At 71.9% G+C, this 21,065-nt stretch carries 18 protein-coding genes; 15 read left to right on the top strand and 3 right to left on the bottom strand.

Annotation, left to right across the window (positions count from 1 at the left end; all coding sequences use genetic code 11):
• Positions 1-27 precede the first annotated feature (27 nt).
• Complete coding sequence (locus ACFXMF_RS20220; protein ID WP_379991594.1) at positions 28-1,479, bottom strand: aminopeptidase P family protein; 1,452 nt, start codon at positions 1,477-1,479, stop codon at positions 28-30.
• 301 nt (positions 1,480-1,780) lie between these two features.
• Between ACFXMF_RS20220 and ACFXMF_RS20215 the strand changes: the two genes are divergently transcribed.
• Positions 1,781-2,740, top strand: coding sequence for a polysaccharide deacetylase family protein (locus tag ACFXMF_RS20215; RefSeq protein WP_360312472.1), 960 nt, complete (start codon positions 1,781-1,783; stop codon positions 2,738-2,740).
• Between the two features lie 82 nt (positions 2,741-2,822).
• Here ACFXMF_RS20215 and ACFXMF_RS20210 read toward each other — a convergent pair whose 3' ends face one another.
• Entirely contained in the window at positions 2,823-3,581 is a 759-nt protein-coding gene (locus ACFXMF_RS20210) for a DeoR/GlpR family DNA-binding transcription regulator (RefSeq protein WP_360312306.1), read from the bottom strand.
• Between the two features lie 311 nt (positions 3,582-3,892).
• Here ACFXMF_RS20210 and ACFXMF_RS20205 point away from each other — a divergent pair, with 311 nt between their 5' ends.
• The 7 genes from ACFXMF_RS20205 to ACFXMF_RS20175 all read left to right on the top strand — a co-directional run bounded on the left by ACFXMF_RS20205 (position 3,893) and on the right by ACFXMF_RS20175 (position 11,842).
• The gene (locus tag ACFXMF_RS20205; RefSeq protein ID WP_379991595.1) at positions 3,893-4,783 is read left to right on the top strand and encodes an endo alpha-1,4 polygalactosaminidase; all 891 of its coding nucleotides are present in this window, start codon (positions 3,893-3,895) and stop codon (positions 4,781-4,783) included.
• A gap of 272 nt (positions 4,784-5,055) precedes the next feature.
• The gene (locus tag ACFXMF_RS20200) at positions 5,056-6,372 is read left to right on the top strand and encodes an extracellular solute-binding protein (RefSeq protein ID WP_379991596.1); all 1,317 of its coding nucleotides are present in this window, start codon (positions 5,056-5,058) and stop codon (positions 6,370-6,372) included.
• Between the two features lie 10 nt (positions 6,373-6,382).
• Entirely contained in the window at positions 6,383-7,333 is a 951-nt protein-coding gene (locus ACFXMF_RS20195) for a sugar ABC transporter permease (RefSeq protein ID WP_360312310.1), read from the top strand.
• Positions 7,330-8,220 (top strand): carbohydrate ABC transporter permease, encoded by an 891-nt coding sequence (locus tag ACFXMF_RS20190; protein ID WP_379991597.1) that lies wholly within the window; start codon positions 7,330-7,332, stop codon positions 8,218-8,220. The genes ACFXMF_RS20195 and ACFXMF_RS20190 overlap by 4 nt, the downstream gene beginning before the upstream one ends.
• An 85-nt stretch (positions 8,221-8,305) precedes the next feature.
• Entirely contained in the window at positions 8,306-9,274 is a 969-nt protein-coding gene (locus ACFXMF_RS20185; RefSeq protein WP_379991598.1) for a carbohydrate kinase family protein, read from the top strand.
• Positions 9,274-10,584: an alpha-glucosidase/alpha-galactosidase gene (locus ACFXMF_RS20180; RefSeq protein WP_360312316.1), complete on the top strand. Its 1,311-nt coding sequence runs from the start codon at positions 9,274-9,276 to the stop codon at positions 10,582-10,584. Before ACFXMF_RS20185 ends, ACFXMF_RS20180 begins: the two co-directional genes overlap by 1 nt.
• A 4-nt stretch (positions 10,585-10,588) precedes the next feature.
• Positions 10,589-11,842 (top strand): Gfo/Idh/MocA family oxidoreductase, encoded by a 1,254-nt coding sequence (locus ACFXMF_RS20175; RefSeq protein WP_360312317.1) that lies wholly within the window; start codon positions 10,589-10,591, stop codon positions 11,840-11,842.
• An 81-nt stretch (positions 11,843-11,923) separates the two neighbouring features.
• On the opposite strand, the gene ACFXMF_RS20170 is transcribed toward ACFXMF_RS20175, so the two are convergent.
• Positions 11,924-13,147 (bottom strand): GNAT family N-acetyltransferase, encoded by a 1,224-nt coding sequence (locus ACFXMF_RS20170; protein WP_360312319.1) that lies wholly within the window; start codon positions 13,145-13,147, stop codon positions 11,924-11,926.
• 190 nt (positions 13,148-13,337) lie between these two features.
• On the opposite strand from ACFXMF_RS20170, the gene ACFXMF_RS20165 reads away from it, so the two are divergent.
• From ACFXMF_RS20165 to ACFXMF_RS20135, 7 genes are all read left to right on the top strand, one after another.
• Positions 13,338-13,649 carry a chaplin gene (locus ACFXMF_RS20165; RefSeq protein ID WP_360312321.1) on the top strand — a complete coding sequence of 104 codons (312 nt, stop codon included), beginning with the start codon at positions 13,338-13,340 and terminating at the stop codon, positions 13,647-13,649.
• A gap of 483 nt (positions 13,650-14,132) precedes the next feature.
• On the top strand, positions 14,133-15,641 hold the full coding sequence (locus ACFXMF_RS20160; RefSeq protein WP_379992427.1) for a fumarylacetoacetate hydrolase family protein: 1,509 nt from the start codon (positions 14,133-14,135) through the stop codon (positions 15,639-15,641).
• Positions 15,638-16,579: a 4-hydroxy-tetrahydrodipicolinate synthase gene (dapA, locus tag ACFXMF_RS20155; RefSeq protein ID WP_360312325.1), complete on the top strand. Its 942-nt coding sequence runs from the start codon at positions 15,638-15,640 to the stop codon at positions 16,577-16,579. Before ACFXMF_RS20160 ends, dapA begins: the two co-directional genes overlap by 4 nt.
• Positions 16,576-18,096 (top strand): 5-carboxymethyl-2-hydroxymuconate semialdehyde dehydrogenase, encoded by a 1,521-nt coding sequence (gene hpaE / locus ACFXMF_RS20150; protein ID WP_379992429.1) that lies wholly within the window; start codon positions 16,576-16,578, stop codon positions 18,094-18,096. The genes dapA and hpaE overlap by 4 nt, the downstream gene beginning before the upstream one ends.
• Before the next feature lie 127 nt (positions 18,097-18,223).
• Entirely contained in the window at positions 18,224-19,345 is a 1,122-nt protein-coding gene (gene hpaD / locus ACFXMF_RS20145; RefSeq protein ID WP_360312329.1) for a 3,4-dihydroxyphenylacetate 2,3-dioxygenase, read from the top strand.
• A 60-nt stretch (positions 19,346-19,405) separates the two neighbouring features.
• Positions 19,406-20,149 (top strand): alpha/beta fold hydrolase, encoded by a 744-nt coding sequence (locus ACFXMF_RS20140; RefSeq protein WP_360312331.1) that lies wholly within the window; start codon positions 19,406-19,408, stop codon positions 20,147-20,149.
• A 104-nt stretch (positions 20,150-20,253) separates the two neighbouring features.
• Entirely contained in the window at positions 20,254-20,943 is a 690-nt protein-coding gene (locus ACFXMF_RS20135; protein WP_360312334.1) for a GntR family transcriptional regulator, read from the top strand.
• Positions 20,944-21,065: the final 122 nt, after the last annotated feature.

The following is a 21,065-nucleotide window of genomic DNA, read 5'->3' as shown; positions in this document are numbered from 1 at the left end:
CTTCGGCCTTCGGTGCGAGCATCCGGGTCAGCCGCGCAGGCGGGCCATCCAGGACTCGATCTCGTCGGCCGCGCGCGGCAGACCGGCCGACAGGTTCCGGTTGCCGTCCTCGGTGACCAGGATGTCGTCCTCGATCCGCACGCCGATGCCGCGGTACTCCTCGGGCACCGTCAGGTCGTCGGCCTGGAAGTAGAGCCCGGGCTCCACGGTCAGGCACATGCCCGGCTCCAGCGCACCGTCCACGTACGACTCGGTCCGCGCCACCGCGCAGTCGTGCACGTCCAGACCGAGCATGTGGCCGGTGCCGTGCAGCGTCCAGCGGCGCTGCAGGCCCAGTTCGAGCACCCGCTCCACCGGCCCCTCGACGATGCCCCAGGCCACCAGGTGCTCGGCGAGCACCCGCTGCGCCTCGTCGTGGAACTCGCGGTACTTGGCGCCGGGGCGCACGGCGGCGATACCCGCCTCCTGCGCGGCGAACACCGCGTCGTAGATGCGCCGCTGGATCTCGGTGAACCGGCCCGTGATCGGCAACGTCCGGGTCACGTCCGCCGTGTAGAGGGTGTGCGTCTCCACGCCCGCGTCCAGCAGCAGCAGGTCGCCGGCGCGCACCGGGCCGTCGTTGCGGACCCAGTGCAGCGTGGTCGCGTGCGGTCCGGCCGCGCAGATCGAGCCGTAGCCCACGTCGTTGCCCTCGACCCGCGCCCGCAGGAAGAAGGTGCCCTCGATGTAGCGCTCGGAGGTCGCCTCGGCCCGGTCCAGCACCCGTACGACGTCCTCGAAGCCGCGCACCGTGGAGTCCACCGCGGCCTGGAGCCGGCCGATCTCGAACTCGTCCTTGACCAGCCGCGCGTCGGCCAGGAAGACCCGCAGTTCCTCGTCCCGCTCGACGTTCGACCGCTCGCCGAGCGCACGCTCCAGCCCGGCGTCGTGCCCGCGCACGATGCGCACGTTCGCGCCGTCCCGCGCCACCTCGGTCGGGGCCTCGCGCACGTCGCGACACGGCAGCCCGTACAGCGCCTCGCCCTCGCGCAGCCCCGGCCGCCGGCCGACCCACAACTCGCCCTGGCCGTCCAGCCAGAACTCGCCGTTCTCCCGGTTCGACCGCGGCAGCAGGTACAACACCGCCTCATGTCCGTCGGCGACCGGTTCCAGGACCAGGACCCCGTCCTGGGTCAGGTCGCCGGTCAGGTAGGCGTACTCGCTCGACGCCCGGAAGGAGTATTCGGTGTCGTTGGATCGGGTCTTGAGGTTGCCTGCCGGGATCACCAGGCGCTCGCCCGGGAAGCGGGCCGACAGCGCGGCCCGGCGGCGGGCGGTGTTCGGGGCCTGTTCGATCGGCGCGAGGTCGTCGCGCGCGGTGTCGGCCCAGCCGGCGCGCATGTTCGCGGCCAGTTCCTCCGAGACACCCCGGTACAGGCCGTTCTTGCGCTGCTTGATCGGCTGCGCCTGCTCTGCGGACTGCCCGTTCTCGGCACCCACGCCTGCCTCCTCGGCTCGACTCTCGGCTACGTTGCGATCGTGCGTGCGTCGTGTGCACTTCGATCGTGTGTACGCGCCCATTCTTGCCGACCCTGGTTCGGCGGCGGGCACGGCGGGGCGAACGATCACGCCGCGGTCGGTTCGGCGGCGGCAACTCCCGGTACCGGCCGACCCGATCGGAGCACACCCGCGCGCCGCCGGCACGCGGTCGACCGGCCCGCCGACCGCGATCGAACGAATGTCCTGGTTCGGATCGGGCCGGGAATGGGCACCAGACGCCGCCATGGGCTGTGTGGAATCGATGACGTCGCGCTCGCGTCGAGTGCTCACCCGCTGCGGTGTCGCGCTGGGCCTGTGCCTGTGCCTGGCCACCGCCGGATGCGCCGACTCGGCGACTCCGGTCGAGGCGGCGCGGCCGGCCCCGCAGCGACCGCAGGCGGCGGGTGGCATGGCGCCGGAACGGGCGGCGGCCGAGTTGCCGGCGCAGGAAGGCGCACAGGGCCGGGGCACACGTCCGGACCTGGCCCAACGCGAGGCGGCCGCCCGCCGCGAACGGGCCGGCGTGGTCGCCGCCGCGCGCAGGTGGGGCCTGGCCGACGCCCCGATCGCCGCGCCCGCGCCGCCCGCCACCCGGCCGGTGTTGCGGCCCGGCCCCGGGGTGAGGTTCCACGGCGACCTGCCGGCCGTGGTCCATCGGGTGCCCACCGACGAACGGGTGGTCTTCCTCACCATCGACGACGGCGCGGAGAAGGACCCGGACTTCGCCCGGATGGTCCGCGAACTCAAGGTGCCGTTCAGCGCGTTCGTCAGCGGCTACCTGGCGCGCCAGGACTACGGCTACTTTCGCGGGCTGCACGAACAGGGCGTGTCGGTGAACAACCACACGCTCAACCACCCGGATCTGCGCACGCTCGGCTACGCCCGCCAGCAGCAGGAGATCTGCCGCCAACAAGACGAGCTGACCCGCGAGATCGGCGAGACGCCCCGCCTGTTCCGGCCGCCGTACGGCGAGTTCAACGAGGACACCCTGCGCGCCGCGCGGTCCTGCGGGATCGTCGCCTTCCCGATCTGGAACCAGGAAGCCTTCCCGGATCACCTGGAGTATCGCTACGACCACGTCTTCAAGCCGGGCGACATCATCCTCACCCACTTCCGCGGCCCCGGGCAGTGGAAGGGCGACATGACCCAGATGCTCCGCCGGGTCCTGGACGCGGTCACCCGCGAGGGCTTCGCCCTCGCCCGCCTGGACGACTACCTGTAGTCGACGACCGCGTGGCCTCGGCGCGGCTCCGGACGGATCCGCCCTCGGGGGCACCGTCGAAGCGGTTCACCGCGCCCGGTGCTCACACCGCGGTCACCACGACGCCCGCCTGTTCGATCGCGGCCAGTTCCTCCGGTGCGGCGTCCCGGTCGGTGACCAGGTGGCCGATCCGGCTCAGCGGGCAGATCCTGGCCAGCGTCACCTTGCCGATCTTGGAGTTGTCCGCCACCACGACGGTGTGGCTGCTGCGGTCGGTGAAGACCCGGTCGGTGGCGGCTTCGAGCTGGTCGTGGGTGGTGCAGCCGTGCGCGGCGCTGATGCCGTCCACGCCCAGGAAGGTCACGTCGGTGAAGTAGTCCGCGAGGGTCTTCTCGGCGATCGGGCCGACCAGCTCGTAGCTTTCGTTGCGCGCGGTGCCGCCGATGACGACCAGGGTGACGTCCTTGTGCAGGACCATCTCGGCCGCGATGTTCACCGCGTTGGTGACGATGGTGACGGGACCCCGGTCGGCGAGGATGCGGGCGATCTCGGTCGCGGTGGACCCGCCGGTCAGTCCGACCACGGCCTTGTCCGGCACCAACGCGGCGGCGGCTCGGGCGATGGCCAGCTTCTCCGGTCGGCGGCGCTCGCTGCGGTACTGCATCGGCGTCTCCAGGCCGATGTTGCCCACGGAGGCACCGCCGTGGGTGCGGCGCAGCAGGTTCATCGCGTCCAGGTGCTGGAGGTCGCGCCGCACGGTGGCTCCCGAGACCGCCAGGGTCTCGGCCAACTCCTCGACGCTCACGCTGCCTTTCGCACAGACGTGTTCGAGAATGCGCGCATGACGCTCGGTTCTCAACATGTGCGCAGCATATCCGTGCGCATTCGCGCAGTCACGGGTTCGCGAAACGGGTTCGCAAAACAGGTTCGACAGCCGCTATTTCGGCGTCGGGGCGGACATCTCCGGTGCGCACCCCGCGCACGGATGGTCTCTTGACATGACGAAAGTTGCTCGATTTACTGCTGCGACGCCGAGGGCAGTGCAATCGGCGTCAAAGGTACGCCCAGCCGGTAGGCGGCGGAAGCCGCAAGCCCGGACAATGTCGCCAGGACGCCCGCGAACCCCGCGGACCTCCGAGGCGGGGACGTATCCTCCGCATCTGGAGTTCGATGATGAACACCTTCCTCCCGCGCAGATCGGCCCGACGCCTCGCCGCGCTCACGGCGACCACCGCGGCGATCGCGGGCACCCTGTTCCTCTCGACGTCCGCCGACGCGAGCAACGACCCGGGCGCCGGCACCCGGGCGGCCGGCGCGGCGAGCACGACCACCGCCGCGAACGCGAACGCCGGCGCGATCACCCTGCCGCCGACACACGCCGGCTTCGACTACCAGATCGGCGGCGCCTACGCCCCGCCGACCGGGGTCCGGGTGGTCACCCGCGACCACGGCGCCACGCCGGCCCCCGGGCTCTACAACATCTGTTACGTCAACGCCTTCCAGGCCCAGCCCAAGGCGGAGGGCGACTGGCCGGCCGACCTGTTGCTGCGCCGCTCGGACGGCTCGATCGTCTACGACGGCAAATGGAAGGAAGCCCTGCTCGACCTGCGCACCCCCGACAAGCGCACCGCGGTCGCCGCGAAGGTGAACGCCCTGGTCGACGAATGCGCGAGCAAGGGCTTCCAGGCCGTCGAGCCGGACAACTACGACAGCTACACCCGCTCCGAGGGCCTGCTCACCGACGACAACGCCCGCGACTACATCGCGCTGCTCTCCGCCCACGCGCACCGACGCGGCCTGGCGATCGCGCAGAAGAACACCTCCGACCTGGCCGAGCACCGCACGGCCCTGGGGCTCGACTTCGCCGTCGCCGAGGAATGCGGCGAGTGGAAAGAGTGCAACGACTACACGAAATACTTCGGCGACAACGTGATCGTGATCGAGTACACCGCCAAGGGCATGGCCAACGCCTGCTCGAAGTGGGGCGGGCAACTGAGCATCGTGCGCCGTGACCTCGACGTCAGTCCGATCGGGGCCGGCAAGTACCTGCGCAAGACCTGCTGACCCCGCACCGCCCGCGGCCCGGCGCACCGTTCGTTCGCCCTTCGGCGCCGGGCCCGCGGGTCCGGTCCGCCGCGCGCACCCGTCGCGAGTGTGCCCCGCCCGTCCGGTGTCGGCAACCCGCGTCCCGGGGCCGGCCGTGCCCGCCGCTTCCCCACGCGGCCCCGCCTGCATCCGTATCCGCCCCGGCGTGAGTGGCCCCTTCCCTCACCCGGTGCGCGCCCGCGCGCACCGCGGGGTCCGCCTCGCACGTTTCGAAGTCTCCTGGAGGTCCAGTGGTTTTCGGCCGACACCATCCCGCGGGTCTCTCCCGCCGCAGCGTGCTGCGCGTCGGCGCCGGTGCCGCGGCCGCCGCGGCGCTGTCCGCGTGCGCCGGCACGAACGACGGTGTGGGTGCCGACGGGCGCGTCACCATCGAGATGTGGCACGGCCAGACCGACACCGGCCTCGCGGCCCTGAAGACCCTGGTGGACAGGTTCCACCTCGCCCAGTCGGGCATCCGGGTCGACCTCGGCGGCGGGGTGCCGGCCGACGCGATGTTGCAGAAGATCACCGCCGCGCTCGCCGCCGGTTCCTACCCGGACATCGCCTACATCTTCGGTTCCGACCTGGCCGGGGTCGCCCGCAGTCCCAAGGTGGTCGACCTGAGCGAGAGCGTGCACTCCTCCCCCACGCCGTGGGACGACTACTGGGAACCGGCCCGGGCGGCCGTGACGATCAACGGCAAGGTGCGCGCGGCCCCGGCCGTGATGGACGCGCTCGCGATCATCTGCAACAAACGCCTGTTCCGTGACGCCGGCCTCCCGCTGCCGCAACCGGGCTGGACCTGGAACGACTTCCTGGCCACGGCGCAGCGGCTGACCGACGCGCGGCGCGGCGTGTTCGGCACCGGCTGGCCGGGCGTGGGCGACGAGGACACCGTGTGGCGGTTGTGGCCGATGGTGTGGGACCTGGGCGGCGACGTGGTCGCCGCGGACGGGCGCAACATCGGCTTCAAGGACGTCGGGGTGCGCGCGCTGGAGACCGTGGAGGCGCTGGCCCGGAGCAAGAGCGTCTACCTCGACCCCAAGCCCGGCAGCGAGCAGATGTACCAGGTCTTCGCGTCCGGCCGGATGGGCATGGTGGCGACCGGCCCGTGGCAGATCCCGGACATCACCCAGGCGGAGATCGACTACCACGTGGTGCCGCTGCCCAGCTACAGCGGACGGCCGATGACCATCTGCGCGCCGGACACCTGGACGGTCTTCGACAACGGCAACGCCCGGGTGCGGGCGGCACGCACGTTCGTGTCCTGGTTGGCCCAGCCGGATCAGGACGTGATCTGGGACGCCGAGGTCGGCAGCCTGCCGCTGAGTCGGACCGCCGAGGCGCGGCCCGAGTGGCGCGAGCACTCCGCGGGGACCGAGGGCCTGGCCGTGTTCACCACCGCCCTGGAGACCGCCCGCGTGCGTCCCGCGCATCCCGCCTACCCACAGATCTCGATGGCGCTGGGCGAGGCCATCGTCTCCGTGCTGCTCGGCAAGAGCAGTCCGACCCGGGCATTGAACCGCTGCGCCGCCGCGGCCAGGGCCGCCCTCGTGATCCCGCGTTGAGGAGCCTTCCATGTCATCACTGCCCGCTCCACTCACGCTCTCGGACCAGGACCGACAACGGCGCACGCTGCGCCGCAGACGCCGGCGCGAGTCGGCGACCGCCTGGACGTACATCCTTCCGGCCGTCGTGGTCATCCTGGGTCTGAGCGTGGTGCCCTTCGTCTGGTCGCTGCTGCTCTCCTTCCGGGCCGACGACCTGGTCACGCCCAGCCGCTGGGTCGGTCTGGACAACTACGACGCGCTGACCCAGGATCCGAACTTCGGCCAGGCCGTGCGCAACACGCTGCTGTACACGGTGTTGTACGTACCGCTGAGCATGGCCTTCGGGCTGTTCCTGGCCCAGGTGCTGAACCGGCGGATCCGGCTGGTGGGCGTGTATCGCACGCTGATCTTCGTGCCGTTCGTCATTTCGGCCACGGCCCAGGGGGTGTTGTTCTCCTTCATCCTGGATCCGGAGTTCGGCGCGGCCAACTCGGTCCTGCACGAGTTGGGGATCGGGCGGCAGGGCTTCCTCACCGACCCCGGGCAGGCCCTGTTGGTGCTGGTGGCGATCTCGGTGTGGAGCGGTACCGGATTCTGCGTGGTGATCTACCTCGCGGCGCTCCAGGACGTGCCGCCGTCACTGCTGGAGGCGGCCCGTCTCGACGGCGCCGGGCGATGGCAACTGCTGCGCCACGTGGTGCTGCCCACGCTCACCCCGGTCACCGTCTTCCTGTTGTTGTGGCAGACCATCCAGGCGCTCCAGGTCTTCGACCTGGTCTATGTGACCACCAAGGGCGGGCCGTTGGGCTCGACCACCGTCATCGTCTACTTCATCTGGGAGCAGGCGTTCAAGAACTTCACCGCCGGCTACGGCGCGGCGGCGGCCTACGTGCTCGCCGTCGCCCTGTTGGTGATCGGGGTGGGCATGCGGTTCGTGCGCGGCCGCAAGCCCGTCACCGTCGAGGGGGCGACACGATGACCGCAACGACCACCGCACCCGTGGAGGCGACCCGGGCGCGCGACACCGCGCGGCCCACGCCGGGCCGGCGCCGACTGTTGCCGTTCAGCCCGTGGCATCTGCTGCTCGCGCCGTTGTCCCTGCTGTTCGCGTTGCCGCTGGTGTGGCTCGCGCTCAGTTCGGTGATGACCAACGCGGAGATCAACCGGTTCCCACCGGCGTTGTGGCCCTCCGGGATCCATCTGGGCGGCTACCGCTACGTCCTGGGCAACGCGATGTTCCCGCGCTGGTTCATGAATTCGCTGATCGTCTCGGCGGTCGCGGTGGCCTCGAACCTGGTCTTCGGGGCGTTGGGCGGCTACGCGTTCGCCAGGATGCGCTTCGCGGGTTCGCGCACCCTGATGGTGGCGATGCTGGCCACGATGGCGATCCCGTTCCAGCTCACCATGATCCCGACCTTTTTGATCATGAAGCGGCTCGGGTTGATCGACACCCTCGGCGCGCTGATCATCCCGTCCCTGGTGACGCCGTTCGCGGTGTTCATGCTGCGGCAGTTCTTCCTGTCGCTGCCCCGGGAGTTGGAGGAGGCCGCCTGGATCGACGGCTGTTCCCGGTTGCGGGTGCTGATCCTGATCGTATTGCCGCTGTCCCGGCCCGCGTTGAGCACCGTCGCCGTGCTCACCTTCCTGACCACCTGGAACGACCTGACCTGGCCGCTGATCGCGATCAACCACGACACCCAATACACCCTGCAACTGGGCCTGACCACCTTCCAGGGCCAGCACCACACCCAGTGGGCGGCGGTGATGGCGGGCAACGTGATCACCGTGCTCCCGGTCCTGCTGGCCTTCCTGGGCGCGCAGAAGGCGTTCATCCAGTCGATCACCTCCAGCGGGCTCAAGGGCTGACGCCGTCACGGGAGTTCGACCCTCCCGGGGACAGCCGCCGCTCGCCTGCGGATCGACCCACCCCGCTCCACCGACAGGAAGCCCGATGTCGCACACCTTCGACCTGCTGGTCATCGGCGACGCCAATCCCGACGTCGTCCTCGGTCCCCTCGACGAGCCGTTGGCCTTCGGGCAACGCGAACAACTCGTGCCCACCGGCCTGCTCACCCTCGGCGGATCCGCCGCGATCACCGCGTGCGGCGCGGCTCGACTCGGGTTGCGCGTGGCCATCGCCGGCCGGGTCGGCGACGACGACGCGGGCCGTTTCGTGCGCGCCGCGCTGACCGCCCGGGGCGTGCACACCGACGCGCTGCGCACCGACCCGCACCTGGCGACGCCGTTGACCGCGGTGCTCACCCGCGGCGACGGCGACCGCGCCATCCTCACCGCCGCCGGCACCCTGGCCGACACCGGACCCGAGGACGTACCCGAGGAGTTGCTCACCCACAGCAGACACGTACACGCCGCGTCCTACTTCCTGATGCCCCGACTCGCGGCGGCACTGCCCGAGTTGCTGGGCATCGCCCGCGCCCACGGCGCCGGCACCTCGCTGGACACCAACGACGACCCGACCGGTCGCTGGGACCCCACCGGGCTCGCCGCCGTCCTGCCCGTCGTCGACATCCTGCTGCCCAACGCCCAGGAGGCGAGGGCGCTGGCCCGACTCGGCACCGACACCGGCCCCGACGCCACCGAGGAGGCCGCCGCGCGACTGGCCGCGCACGGACCGTCGGTGGTGGTCAAGGACGGCGGCGCCGGCGCCTTCGTGCACGACGGTCGCCGCGTGCTGCGCACCGCAGGCATCGCGGCCCGGCCGCTGGACACCGTCGGCGCCGGCGACAGCTTCGACGCCGGCTACCTGGCCGCCCTGCTCGCCGGCGAACCGCCCGCCCGAGCCCTCGAATTCGCCGCCGCGTGCGGCGCCCTGTCCACCCGGGCGCACGGCGGCACCCCGGCCCAACCCACCTGGGACGAGGCTGTCGCAGCCCTCGCCCGCAACGGAAAGAACCAGTGATGACCCGCACCAAGATCGTTTTCGTCGGCGCCGGCAGCGTCGTGTTCACCCAGGGGCTGCTCGCCGACCTGTTCGCCTTCCCCGAGTTGCGGCAGGCACACATCGCGCTGCACGACATCGACCCGGAGCGGCTGGCCACCGCGCAGGGCGCGGCCCGGCTGATCGCCGTCGAGCGCGGCGCGGACCCGCGGATCAGCACCCACCTCGACCGCCGCGAGGCGCTCGCCGGCGCCGACTTCGTGATCAACATCATCCAGGTCGGCATGCGCGAGGCCACCCGCACCGACTTCGAGGTGCCCGCCCGCTACGGACTGCGCCAGACCATCGGCGACACCCTCGGCATCGGCGGCATCTTCCGCGCCCTGCGCACCTTCCCGGTGCTCCGGGCGCTCGGCGAGGACATCGCCGAGATCTGCCCGAACGCCTGGCTGCTGAACTACACCAACCCGATGGCGATGAACGTCGGTTACCTCACCCGCGCCACCGGCCTGACCCGCGTGGTGGGCCTGTGCCACTCGGTCTACTGGACCATGCAGGGCCTCGCGGACCTGGTCGGGATCCCCTACGAGGAGATCGACTACCGCGCCGCCGGCGTCAACCACCAGGCATGGGTGCTGCGCTTCGAACACGACGGCACGGACCTGTACCCGAAGCTGGACGAGCTGATCGCCCGGGACGGCGAACTGCGGCGCCGGGTACGGGTGGACATGTACCGCCGGCTGGGCTACTACCCGACCGAGACGAGCGAGCACTCCAGCGAGTACGTGCCCTGGTACCTGGGTCACGACAGCGAGATCACCCGACTGCGGCTGCCGGTGGGCGCCTATCTCGGCATCGTGGACGAGAACATGGCCGCCTACGAGGAGACCCGCCGGGCGCTGGCGGCCGGCGACCCGGTCCCGGTCGAATCCACCATGGAGTACGCACCGCAGATCATCCACAGCATCGTCACCGGCACCCCGCGCACGGTCTACGGCAACGTGCCCAACCACGGCCTGATCGACAACCTGCCCACCGACGGCGTGGTCGAAGTCCCGTGCCTGGTCGACGCGTTGGGGGTACAGCCGACCCGGGTCGGCGCGCTGCCGGCACAGTGCGCCGCACTCAACCGCGCCTACCTGAGCATGAACGACCTGGTCGTGCGCGCCGCCCTCGAGGACGATCCGCGACACATCCGGCACGCCGCGATGGCCGACCCGGCCACCGCCGCCGCGCTGCCGGTCGAGCGCATCTGGGACCTGTGCGACGACATGGCCCGCGCCCACGGCGACCTGCTCCAGCCCGCGCTGCGCGCCACGCTCGGGAACTGATCCGATGAGCGAACTGCGCGTGGGCGTGGTCGGGGTCGGGCAGCGGGCCGCCCTGGCCGTCGAAGCGCATCGGCCGGGTCGGTCGCGGGTGGTCTCCTGCGCCGACCCCGCCGCGCGCGGTCGGGCGTACGCCGTGGACCTGTTCGGGCCGGACGTCGCCGTGCACACCGACTTTCGACGGATGCTCGACGATCGACTCGACGCGGTCTTCGTGCTGACCCCGGACGATCGGCACGTCGAGCCCGCCCTGTTCTTCCTCGCCGCCGGCGTACCGGTGTTCGTGGAGAAACCGCTGGCCATCACGCTGTCCGACTGCGACCGACTGCTGCGCGCCGCCCGCGCGTCGCGGACCCGGTTGTACGTCGGGCACAACCTGCGCCATCTGCCGATGTTGCGGCGGATGCGCGAGTTGATCGACGAGGGCGCGATCGGCCGGGTCCGGTCGGTGTGGTGCCGGCACTTCGTCGGGCACGGCGGCGACTTCTACTTCAAGGACTGGCACGCCGAACGCGCGCGCACCACCGGCCTGTTGCTGCAAAAGGGCGCGCACGACCTGGACGTGATCCACTGGTTGGCCGGCGGCTGGTCCCGGGACGTGGTCGCGATGGGCGACCTGGCGGTGTACGGCGGCAACCCCCGGCGCGAGCCGGTGTTCGCCGGCGCCGGCCCGGACGCGGGCGGCCGGGTCGAGGAGGAGGTTCGGGCCCAGGACGGGTTCGCGCCCGAGGTGTGGCCGCCGACGGCGATGACCGGGCTCAATCCGATCGTCGATGTCGAGGACATCAGCATGATGCTCACCCGGCTCGACAACGGCGTCCTGGCCAGCTACCAGCAGTGCCACTTCACGCCCGACTACTGGCGCAACTACACGGTGATCGGCGACGAGGGCCGGCTGGAGAACTTCGGCGACGGCCTGGAGGACGCCCATCCCTCGATCAAGTTGTGGAACCGGCGCCGTTCCGGCTACCGGGCGGACGCCGACCGCAGCGAGTCGGTGCGCGGCGGCGGCCTGCACGGCGGCGCGGACCGGGCCCTGGTGGAGGAGTTCCTGCGCTTCGCGGTCGAGGGCGGGCCCACCCGCACGTCGCCGATCGCCGCCCGCGAGGCGGTGGCCGCGGGCGTCGCCGCCACCGCCTCGCTGCGGGCGGGGGGTGTGCGCACCGTGGTCCCGCCGTTGGATCCGGACCTGGTGCGCTACTTCACCGCGCATCAGAGCGAACCGCCCGGCCCGCCCTCGGGGGTGGCGGCGCCCCCCTGACCGGGGGCGTCGCCGCCGGTCCGCCCGGCCGATCCACGCGGGCGGGCGGACCGGGAACCGACGGCATCGCCGCGCGTGGGCTCAGTAGTCCTCGTGGGCGAACGGCAGCAGGTCCGTGCGCAGCGCCGCGTCCAGCCGGGCCGCCGCACCCGGGACGTGTTCCGCCACCAGTCCGGCCGCCACCAGCCGGGCCACCGGGGTGCCGCCGAGGTAGCCGGCCGAGAGTTCGCGTACGTCCAGGGTGAGTTCGGCCGGGTCCTCGGTCGGCGTGCAGGTCGCGCCGTCGGGGCCGGCGGTGAGGCGAAACCTGCCGTCGTTGCCGGGCACCGCCCCGTCGCGGACCTCCAGGACCAGATCGACCGGCGCCGCCCACGATCGTGCCGTCAGCGCGCCGCGCACGTCCACCAGCCGGATCCACAACGCCGGGAACTGCCTGGTCACCCGCACCTGGTCCCGATCCGCGGCGAACAGCAACAGCGGATCGTCCGGCGGTCGAACCCAGGCCGCCACCTTGCCGGTCAGGTCGATCGAGGCAAGGTAGTGCCACAGCGCGGCGGCCACCGGGGCGCTGTCCGCCTCCAGTTCCTGTACCTGGACCATACGCGGCGCATCGGTCGCGGCGTTGCCGGACTCGACGTGGTAGATGGCGTATCCGGCCGGGACGGCGCCGTCCTCGCCGAGCACCACGATCCGCACCGGCGAGTCGTCGTCGTCCTCGTCCCAGGCCAGTACGTTCTCGGCCCACCACTGTTCGGTCCGGGCGAAGCGACCCGGGCGCAGCGCGCGCGCCGCGTCGTAGACGGGACCCAGCAGGGCCGGTCCCTGTGCCGCGTCGACCAGCCGCAGCGGGCGCGGATCCGGGGCGATCCGCAGCGCGAGCGGGCGTCGGCTGTCGATCTCGACGGAGTAGCCCTCCGTCCCGGGCGCGTAGCCGAAGCGGCCGTAGATCGCGTTCTCGGAGGCCCACAGACAGGACAGCACCTGGCCGGCCTCGGCGCACCGGCGCCACTGCTCGGCCATCATCCGCGCGAGCAGCCCGCGCCGGCGGTGGGTCGGCGCGACGGCGACGAAGTCCAGCCCGGCGCAGGCCAGATCGCCGCCGGGCACGGACAGCTCGAAGCGATGTGCGGCGATCTGGCCGACCAGGGTGGCGCCGTCGTACGCACCGATGCGGTCGCAATCGGTGAGCACCTTGCGGTAGTGCTCGCGTTTGTCGGCCGACTCCTTCTCGTGGAAGGCCAGATCGGCCAGATCCAGTATCCGGTCCAGGTGCTCTTCGGGGATCTCCCGGATGTCGAGGCTCACCGTCGTGACGCTAATGCGGTCGTGGGCGCATGGCCATCGAGTTTCGGAGCGCCCGCTCGCCCGGCGACCGGGACCGACCCGCGTTCGGGTGAACGTCGACACCGACCGGTTGCCCGCGCCGGTTCGCCTCGTTGCACCACGAGAACGCGCCGCATCCGGGCGGCGCGAGGTTCGATACGGAGATACCCAAGTGAGCTCGTTCAAGAAGGCAACCGTGCTGGCCGCCGGCACCGCCGCCCTGGTGATGGCCGGCGCCGGTGCCGCGAGTGCCGCCGCCGACGCCGACGGCGCCGCGGTGGGCTCGCCCGGTGTGGCGTCCGGCCTAAACGTGCAGATCCCGGTCCACGTGCCGGTCAACATCTGCGGCAACACCCTCGACATCGTCGGCATCCTCAACCCGACGTTCGGCAACTTCTGCGGCAACTTCGACGGCGACCACGGCCACGACCACGCCAAGGGCGGCCACCACGGCGCGGACCCGGCCGGCGGCCACCACGGCTGACCCGTCATACCCCGGTTCGGCCTCCTCCCCGACCGGGACCCGGGGGCTCCGCGTGTGTGTCCGCGGAGCCCCTGTCCGCTGTCCGAGCCCGGTCCGCCGTCCGAAACCGCCGGCGAGCGCATGGCCGCCGAGCGCACCACCGGATCACCGCGTCGGGCGAAGAGCGTGACCATCACCACACCCCGACGAGCGGCAGCGGCCGACCGACCCGTGCCGAGCTCGGCACGGCGCTGCGGCGCAGGCCCTCGGCCGCCCCCTCTCCGGACCCTCACCCGGCCGCCCTCCCCGTGCCGGCACCGCAACACCGCTCCGCCGGAAGGGCGTTCGTCCGCAGGCCACCGGGTCGGCCGAACAAGCGTGCCCGTCGCAACGGTTGACAGTGGAACCGAGATCACCTCTATTATTCTATCCGGAATCATATACGTTCCGAGATGGCATCGCTGATCCAAGGCGCAAAGGGGTGGCGGAGTGACGCATGACGCGGTGACCGCATCGACGGGACGGCGACCCGGCAAAGTGCTGGCCGTACACCTCAACTATCCCTCCCGCGCCCGGCAACGCGGGCGGGTCCCCGACCACGCCTCGTACTTCCTCAAACCGAGCAGCTCGCTCACCGGATCCGGCCCGGTCGAGCGGCCGACCGGGGTCGAACTGCTGGGCTTCGAGGGCGAGATAGCCCTCGTGATCGGCCGCGCCGCACATCGCGTGTCCCCCGCCCGGGCCTGGGCGCACGTCGGCTGGGTGACCGCGGCGAACGACCTGGGGCTGTACGACCTGCGCTACGCGGACCTCGGATCCAACGTCCGGGCCAAGGGCGGCGACGGGTTCACCCCGCTCGGGCCGACCCTGCTGCCGGCGGCCGACCTGCGCCCCGAGGCGCTGCGCGTGCGCACCTGGCTGGACGGGGCCCTGGTCCAGGAGGACACCACCGCGACGCTGCTGTTCGGCTTCGCCGAGTTGATCGCGGACCTGTCCCGGCTGCTCACCCTGGAGGTCGGCGACGTCATCCTGACCGGCACCCCCGCCGGTGCCTCGGTGGCCGAGGTGGGCCAGCGGATCGAGGTCGAGGTGGACAGCCTGGACCACCCCGACCACAACACCGGCCGGCTGCGCACCGACGTGGTCGCCGGCCCCGTACTCCCCGCCTGGGGCTCCCCACCCAGGGTCGACCCGGCCACCCGCGCGGACGCCACGGGCATCCGCCCGGAATCGGCCGACGCCGCCGGGACCACCGCCCCCGGCGTGCTCACGGACGACCTGCGCGCCCGCCTCGCCCGCGTCGCCGTGGCCACGCTCAGCGTGCAACTGCGCGCCCGCGGCTTCGACACCGTCAGCATCGACGGCGTGCGCGCGCTGACCCCGGGCACCCGCCTGGTCGGCACCGCCCGCACGTTGCGCTTCGTCCCGTTCCGCAAGGACCTGTTCGCCACCCACGGCGGCGGCTTCAACGCGCAAAAACGTGCCGTCGACTCGCTCGAACCCGGCCAGGTCCTGGTGATGGAGGCCCGCGGCCGGACCGTCGCCGGCACGCTGGGCGACATCCTCGCGCTGCGCGCCAAGACCCTGGGCGCCGCGGGCATCATCACCGACGGCGCCGTGCGCGACAGCGCCGCCGTGGCCGCACTGGGCCTGCCCGTGCTGGCCGCCGGCACCCATCCCGCCGTGCTCGGCCGCCGGCACGTGCCCTGGGACACCGACGTCACGATCGCCTGCGGCGGCGCCACCGTCCAGGTCGGCGACGTCGTGGTCGCCGACGACGACGGCGCCGTGGTCATCCCGCCCGCGCTGGTCGCCGAGGTGGTCCGAGACGCCGAGGAGCAGGAGTCCCGCGAGCGGTTCATCGCCGAACAGGTCGCGGCCGGCGCCGGGTTGGCCGGCCTGTACCCGCTGGGTCCGGACTGGGAACCCGCCTACCGCGCGTGGGCCGCGACCGACCCCGAGCCCGTCTCCGCATCCATCGCCCCGACCACCCCTCGCGAGGAGCACCGATGAAGTACCGCGCCGACCCGTCCCTGATCTGCGGCTCGATCGCCCCGCTGGTCACCCCCTTCACCGCGACGGGCGCGGTCGACCACGCCGCGCTGCGCCGCCTGGTCCGCTGGCAGCTCGCGGCGGGCTCGCACGGCATCTCGCTCGGCGGCTCCACCGGCGAGCCGTCCGCACAGACCCTGGCCGAGCGCGCCGAGGCGATCCGGGTGGTCGCCGCCGAGATCGACGACCGGGTGCCGTTCCTGCCGGGCACCGGATCGACCAAGTTGGACGAGACCCTGGAGCTGACCGGGATCGCCCGGGACGCGGGCGCCGACGCGGTGCTGATCATCACGCCGTACTACGCGCGCCCCACCCAGGAGGCGCTGTTCACGTGGTACTCGACGGTCGCCCGCGAGTATCCGGACCTGCCCGTGGTGATCTACAACGTGCCGAGTCGAACCGCCGTGGAGATCGATCCGCAGACCGTGGCCCGACTCTTCCGGGCACACGAGAACATCGTCGGCATCAAGGAGACCACCAAGGACTTCGAGCACTTCTCCCGGGTGATCGAGGCGGCCGGTCCCGAGTTGCTGGTGTGGTCCGGCATCGAGCTGTTGTGTCTGCCGGTACTCACCCTGGGCGGCGCGGGCTTCGTCTCCGCACTCGCCAACATCGCCCCGCGCGCGGTCGCGGGGATGTACGAGGCCTACCAGGCGGGTGACCTGGGCCGGGCCCGCGAACTGCACTACGCGGTACAGCCGTTGGTGGACCTGCTGTTCGTCGAGACCAACCCGGCGCCGGCCAAGTGGTTGATGCACCGACGCGGCCTGATCGGCTCCGACTTCGTCCGGCCGCCGCTGCTGCCGCTGTCCGAAAGCGGCCGGGCGCGGGTGACCGCCCTGGCCGAGAGCCGACTCGAACTGCTGACCGACCCCGCCCTTGGAGAAGAAGCCATATGAGCACCACCACGACGACGCCCGTCGAGCACTCCGGGGTGCCCACCGCGCTGCCGACCCGGTTGCGCCACTTCATCGACGGCCGGCACGTCGACTCGTTGGACGGCGCCACCTTCGAGGTCTGCGCGCCCGCATCCAACCTGCCCTACGCCACCGCCGCGGCGGGCAAGGCCGCCGATGTGGACGCCGCCGTCGCCGCCGCCCGCCGTGCGTTCACCGCGGGGCCGTGGCCGCACCTGCCCGCCAAGGACCGGGCCCGGGTGCTGAACCGCATCGCCGACGAGGTCGAGCGCCGGGACGCGCGACTGGCCGAGTTGGAGACCTTCGACACCGGCCTGCCGATCACCCAGGCACTGGGCCAGGCGCAGCGCGCGGCGGAGAACTTCCGCTTCTTCGCGGACCTGATCGTCGGTCAGACCGACGAGGCGTACCAGGTGCCCGGTCGCCAGCTCAACTACGTCAATCGCCGGCCGATCGGCGTCGCCGGGCTGATCACGCCGTGGAACACGCCGTTCATGCTGGAGTCGTGGAAGCTCGCGCCGGCGCTCGCGGCCGGCTGCACGGTGGTGCTCAAGCCGGCCGAATTCACCCCGTTGTCCGCGTCCTTGTGGGCGGACATCCTGACCGAGGCGGGCCTGCCGCAGGGCGTGTTCAACCTGGTCGGCGGGATCGGCGAGGAGGCGGGCGCGGCCCTGGTCGAGCACCCGGACGTGCCACTGATCTCGTTCACCGGCGAGACCACCACCGGCCGGACCATCTTCGGCTCCGCCGCCCGGCACCTCAAGGGCCTGTCGATGGAACTCGGCGGCAAGTCCCCGGTGATCGTGTTCGCCGACGCCGACCTGGACGAGGCGATCGATGCCGCGCTGTTCGGCGTGTTCTCGCTCAACGGCGAGCGCTGCACCGCCGGTTCGCGGATCCTGGTGCAACGCGCCGTCTACGACGAGTTCGTCGAGCGGTTCGCCGCCCGGGCCGAGCGCATCGTGGTGGGCCCGCCGCAGGATCCGGCCACCGAGGTGGGCGCACTGGTGCACCCCGAGCACTACGAACGGGTCCTCGCCTACGTCGAGACGGGCCGACGCGAGGCGCGGCTGGTCGCGGGCGGCACCCGGCCCGCGCACCTGCCGGTCGGCAACTACCTGGCACCGACCGTCTTTTGCGATGTGCCGGCCGACGCGCGGATCTTCCAGGAGGAGATCTTCGGACCGGTGGTGGCGCTGACCCCGTTCACGGACGAGGCCGAGGCGATCGAACTGGCCAACGCGGTCCCCTACGGCCTGGCCGGCTACGTATGGACCAACGATCTGCGCCGGGCCCACCGGGTGGCGCACAGCGTCGAGTCCGGCATGGTGTGGATCAACTCGCACAACGTGCGCGATCTGCGCACCCCGTTCGGCGGGATCAAGGCTTCGGGGCTGGGTCACGAGGGCGGCTACCGCTCGATCGACTTCTACACATCCCAGCAGGCGGTGCACGTGGCCATGGCACCGCTGCACACCGCCCGGTTCGGTGCCGCGTGACGTGGCACCCCGCGCGCTCGAACCATAGCCCCGGCCCGGGGCCGGGCACTAGTTTCCGAATCGGACCCGGGTGACCGGGCCCGCCCGCGCCGGCCGGATCCGGTGCCTCGAACAGGAGGAGAGTCCGATGCCCACTCCGTCCGTTCCGCCCCTGCCGCCGCTGCCCACCACCCGCCCCGGCGGGTCCGCCCCCGAACCCGGACCGTTGCCGTGCCCGGACATCGTGCGCGCCGCGTACGCCGAGCTGGTGGTCACCGACCTGGCCGCGTCCCGGGAGTTCTACGTCGACCTGCTGGGGTTGGTGGTCACCCACGAGGACGAGGACGCGGTGTATCTGCGCGCCTTCGAGGAGTACCTGCACCATTCGTTGGTGCTCCGGCGCGGCGCGTCCGGCGCCCTGGCCGCGCTGGCGTACCGGGTGCGCGCACCGGGGGAGGTCGACGTCGCCGAGCGCTACTACCGGGCGCTGGGCGTGCCGGTGGAGCGCCGGGCGGCGGGCGCCACCCGGGGCATCGGGCCGGCCGTACGGGTGCTGGACCCGCTGGGGTTCCCGCTGGAGTTCTTCTACGAGGCCGAGCACGTGCCACGCCTGCATCAGCGCTACGACCTGCACGGTGCGGGCGCGATCGCCCGGCTGGACCACTTCAACATCGTGGTGCCGGACGTGGCGCGGGCCGAACGCTACTACCGCGACCTGGGTTTTCGGGTGACCGAGGACATCCGCGGCGAGGACGAGACGTTGTACGCGTCCTGGCTGCATCGCAAGGACACCGTGCACGACATCGCGCTGACCGGCGGCGACGGGCCGCGGCTCCACCACATCGCGTTCAGCACGCACGAACGCGGCCAGGTACTGCACGTGTGCGACCTGCTCGGCGCGCGCCGCCGGTCCGCGCACATCGAGCGCGGACCGGGGCGGCACGGGGTCTCCAACGCGTTCTACGTCTACGTGCGCGATCCCGACCTGCATCGGGTGGAGATCTACACGACCGACTACTACACGGGAGACCCCGACCACCCGGTGTTGTCCTGGGACGTGCGGGACAACCAGCGCCGGGACTGGTGGGGCAACCCGGTGGTGCCGTCCTGGTACGCCGAGGCGTCCCCCGTCCTGGACCTGGCCGGGAGCCCGCAACCGGTGTTGGCCCGGCAGGAGAACCACGAGGCGGACGTGACCGTCGGCGCCGACGGTTTCTCCTTCGCGCGGGACGCGGCCGGCGACGGATTCCGGATCGGGTCGCAGCTCTGAGTATTCGCCCCTGGTGTACGATCTGAAATCGTATCCGAAATAGCTGAGTGGAGAAGTAGGATGCGCCTGCGGCAGCCCCTCGCCGTCACCACCTATCCGAGCGCCGAGCGCTCCGAGCAGCCCCCCGTGCTGCTCGTGCACGGATTCTGTTCCAGCGCGCGCCGCACCTGGCTGGAAACCGGCCTCGTCCAGGCCCTGCTCGATGCCGGCCACACCCTGCTCGCGCCGGATCTGCGCGGCCACGGCGCCAGCCCGGCACCGACGAGCGCCGCGGAGGTGGACGCGGTCGCCTCCGCGCAGGACCTGTTGGCCGTGGTCGACGCGTACGGCGCGGACCGGTTCGACGTCCTGGCGTACTCGCTCGGCGCCCGCCTGGTCTGGGAGCTGGCCGAACTGGCTCCGGACCGGATCGGCCGGGTGGTGCTCGGCGGGTTGAGCCCGACCGAGCCGTTCGCCGCCGTGGACGTGCCGGAGCTGCGCCGGGCGGTGCACGACGAGGCCCACCCGCCCGCCGATCCGCTCACCGGGATGATCGCGGGCCTGATCCGGGCCGAGGGTGCGCGTGCGGACGGGTTGGTGACCTGTGTCGAGGGTCTGCGCAGCACCCCGTTCGCGCCGAAGGCGTGGGCCGGCGGCACGCCGCCGTGGTTCCTGGTCGGCGCGGACGACCTGATGGTCCACGGCTCCGAGGAACTGGTCGCGCTGGTCCCGGGAGCGCAACTCGTCTGCATGGCCGGCGACCACCACGGCGTGCTGGTCAACCCGTACTTCGGCGAAGTCGCCCTACGGGTCCTCCACCGCTGACCCACCGCGGCGCACCACGCCCACCGAACACGCCGGACCACGCCGGGCCGGGACGCCTCGTCCCGGCCCGCGACCGTGTCCGGTCCAGACTGAGGAGACCGTAGTTGAGTCCCGCAAAGGCAACCACCGCCGCGAGCAAGGCCGCCAAGGCGTCGAAGTCGGAGATGTGTTACGAGCTGCTGCGCAGCCGCATCCTCGACGGCACCTACGGGCCCGGGTATCGGCTGGTGTTCGACCAGCTCGCCCGGGAGGCGGGGGTCAGCACCATCCCGCTGCGCGAGGCGGTGCGCCGACTCCAGTCCGACGGCCTGGTGGAGATCGTGCGCAACGTCGGCGCCCGGGTGGCGGTCTTCGACCGGTCGCAGGTCGAGCACTCGCTGAACGTGCTGGCCCGTCTGGAGGGTTACGCGACGGCGATCTCGGCGCCGCTGATGAGCGCCGCGAACATCGCCGAGGCCCGGGCGATCAACGACCGCATGGTCGAGGCGCTGGCCGACTTCGATCCCACCGCGTTCACCGCGCTCAACCGGAAGTTTCACTTCTCGCTCTACGCGCATTGCCCCGACAAGCACCTGAACGCGCTGCTCGAATCGGAGTGGGCCCGGCTGGACCACATGCGCCGGTCGACCTTCACCTACGTGCCGGGGCGGGCGCGCACCTCGGTGCGCGAACACGAGAACCTGCTCGACCTGATCGGTGCGGGCGCCGACCCGCAGCTGATCGAGAAGGCCGCGTGCGCACACAAGATCGCCACGGCCGCCGCGCTGCACCAGGCCAAGGCGGGAACGCCGTAGCGACGACGGCACACGGGGAAGGGCGGGCAACGGAGAGACCCCCCATCACGGTCCGCGCCCGGCACCCAACCGCGCCGGACACCCCCGCATTATTGCGCCGACACCCCGTACAACCCTACCGC

The organism is Embleya sp. NPDC059213 (genome assembly GCF_042754445.1).
In the GTDB taxonomy this organism is placed as follows: Bacteria; Actinomycetota; Actinomycetes; order Streptomycetales; family Streptomycetaceae; genus Embleya.
Note: the sequence above shows the minus strand (reverse complement) of the source record. Positions and strands in the feature narration are given on the sequence as shown.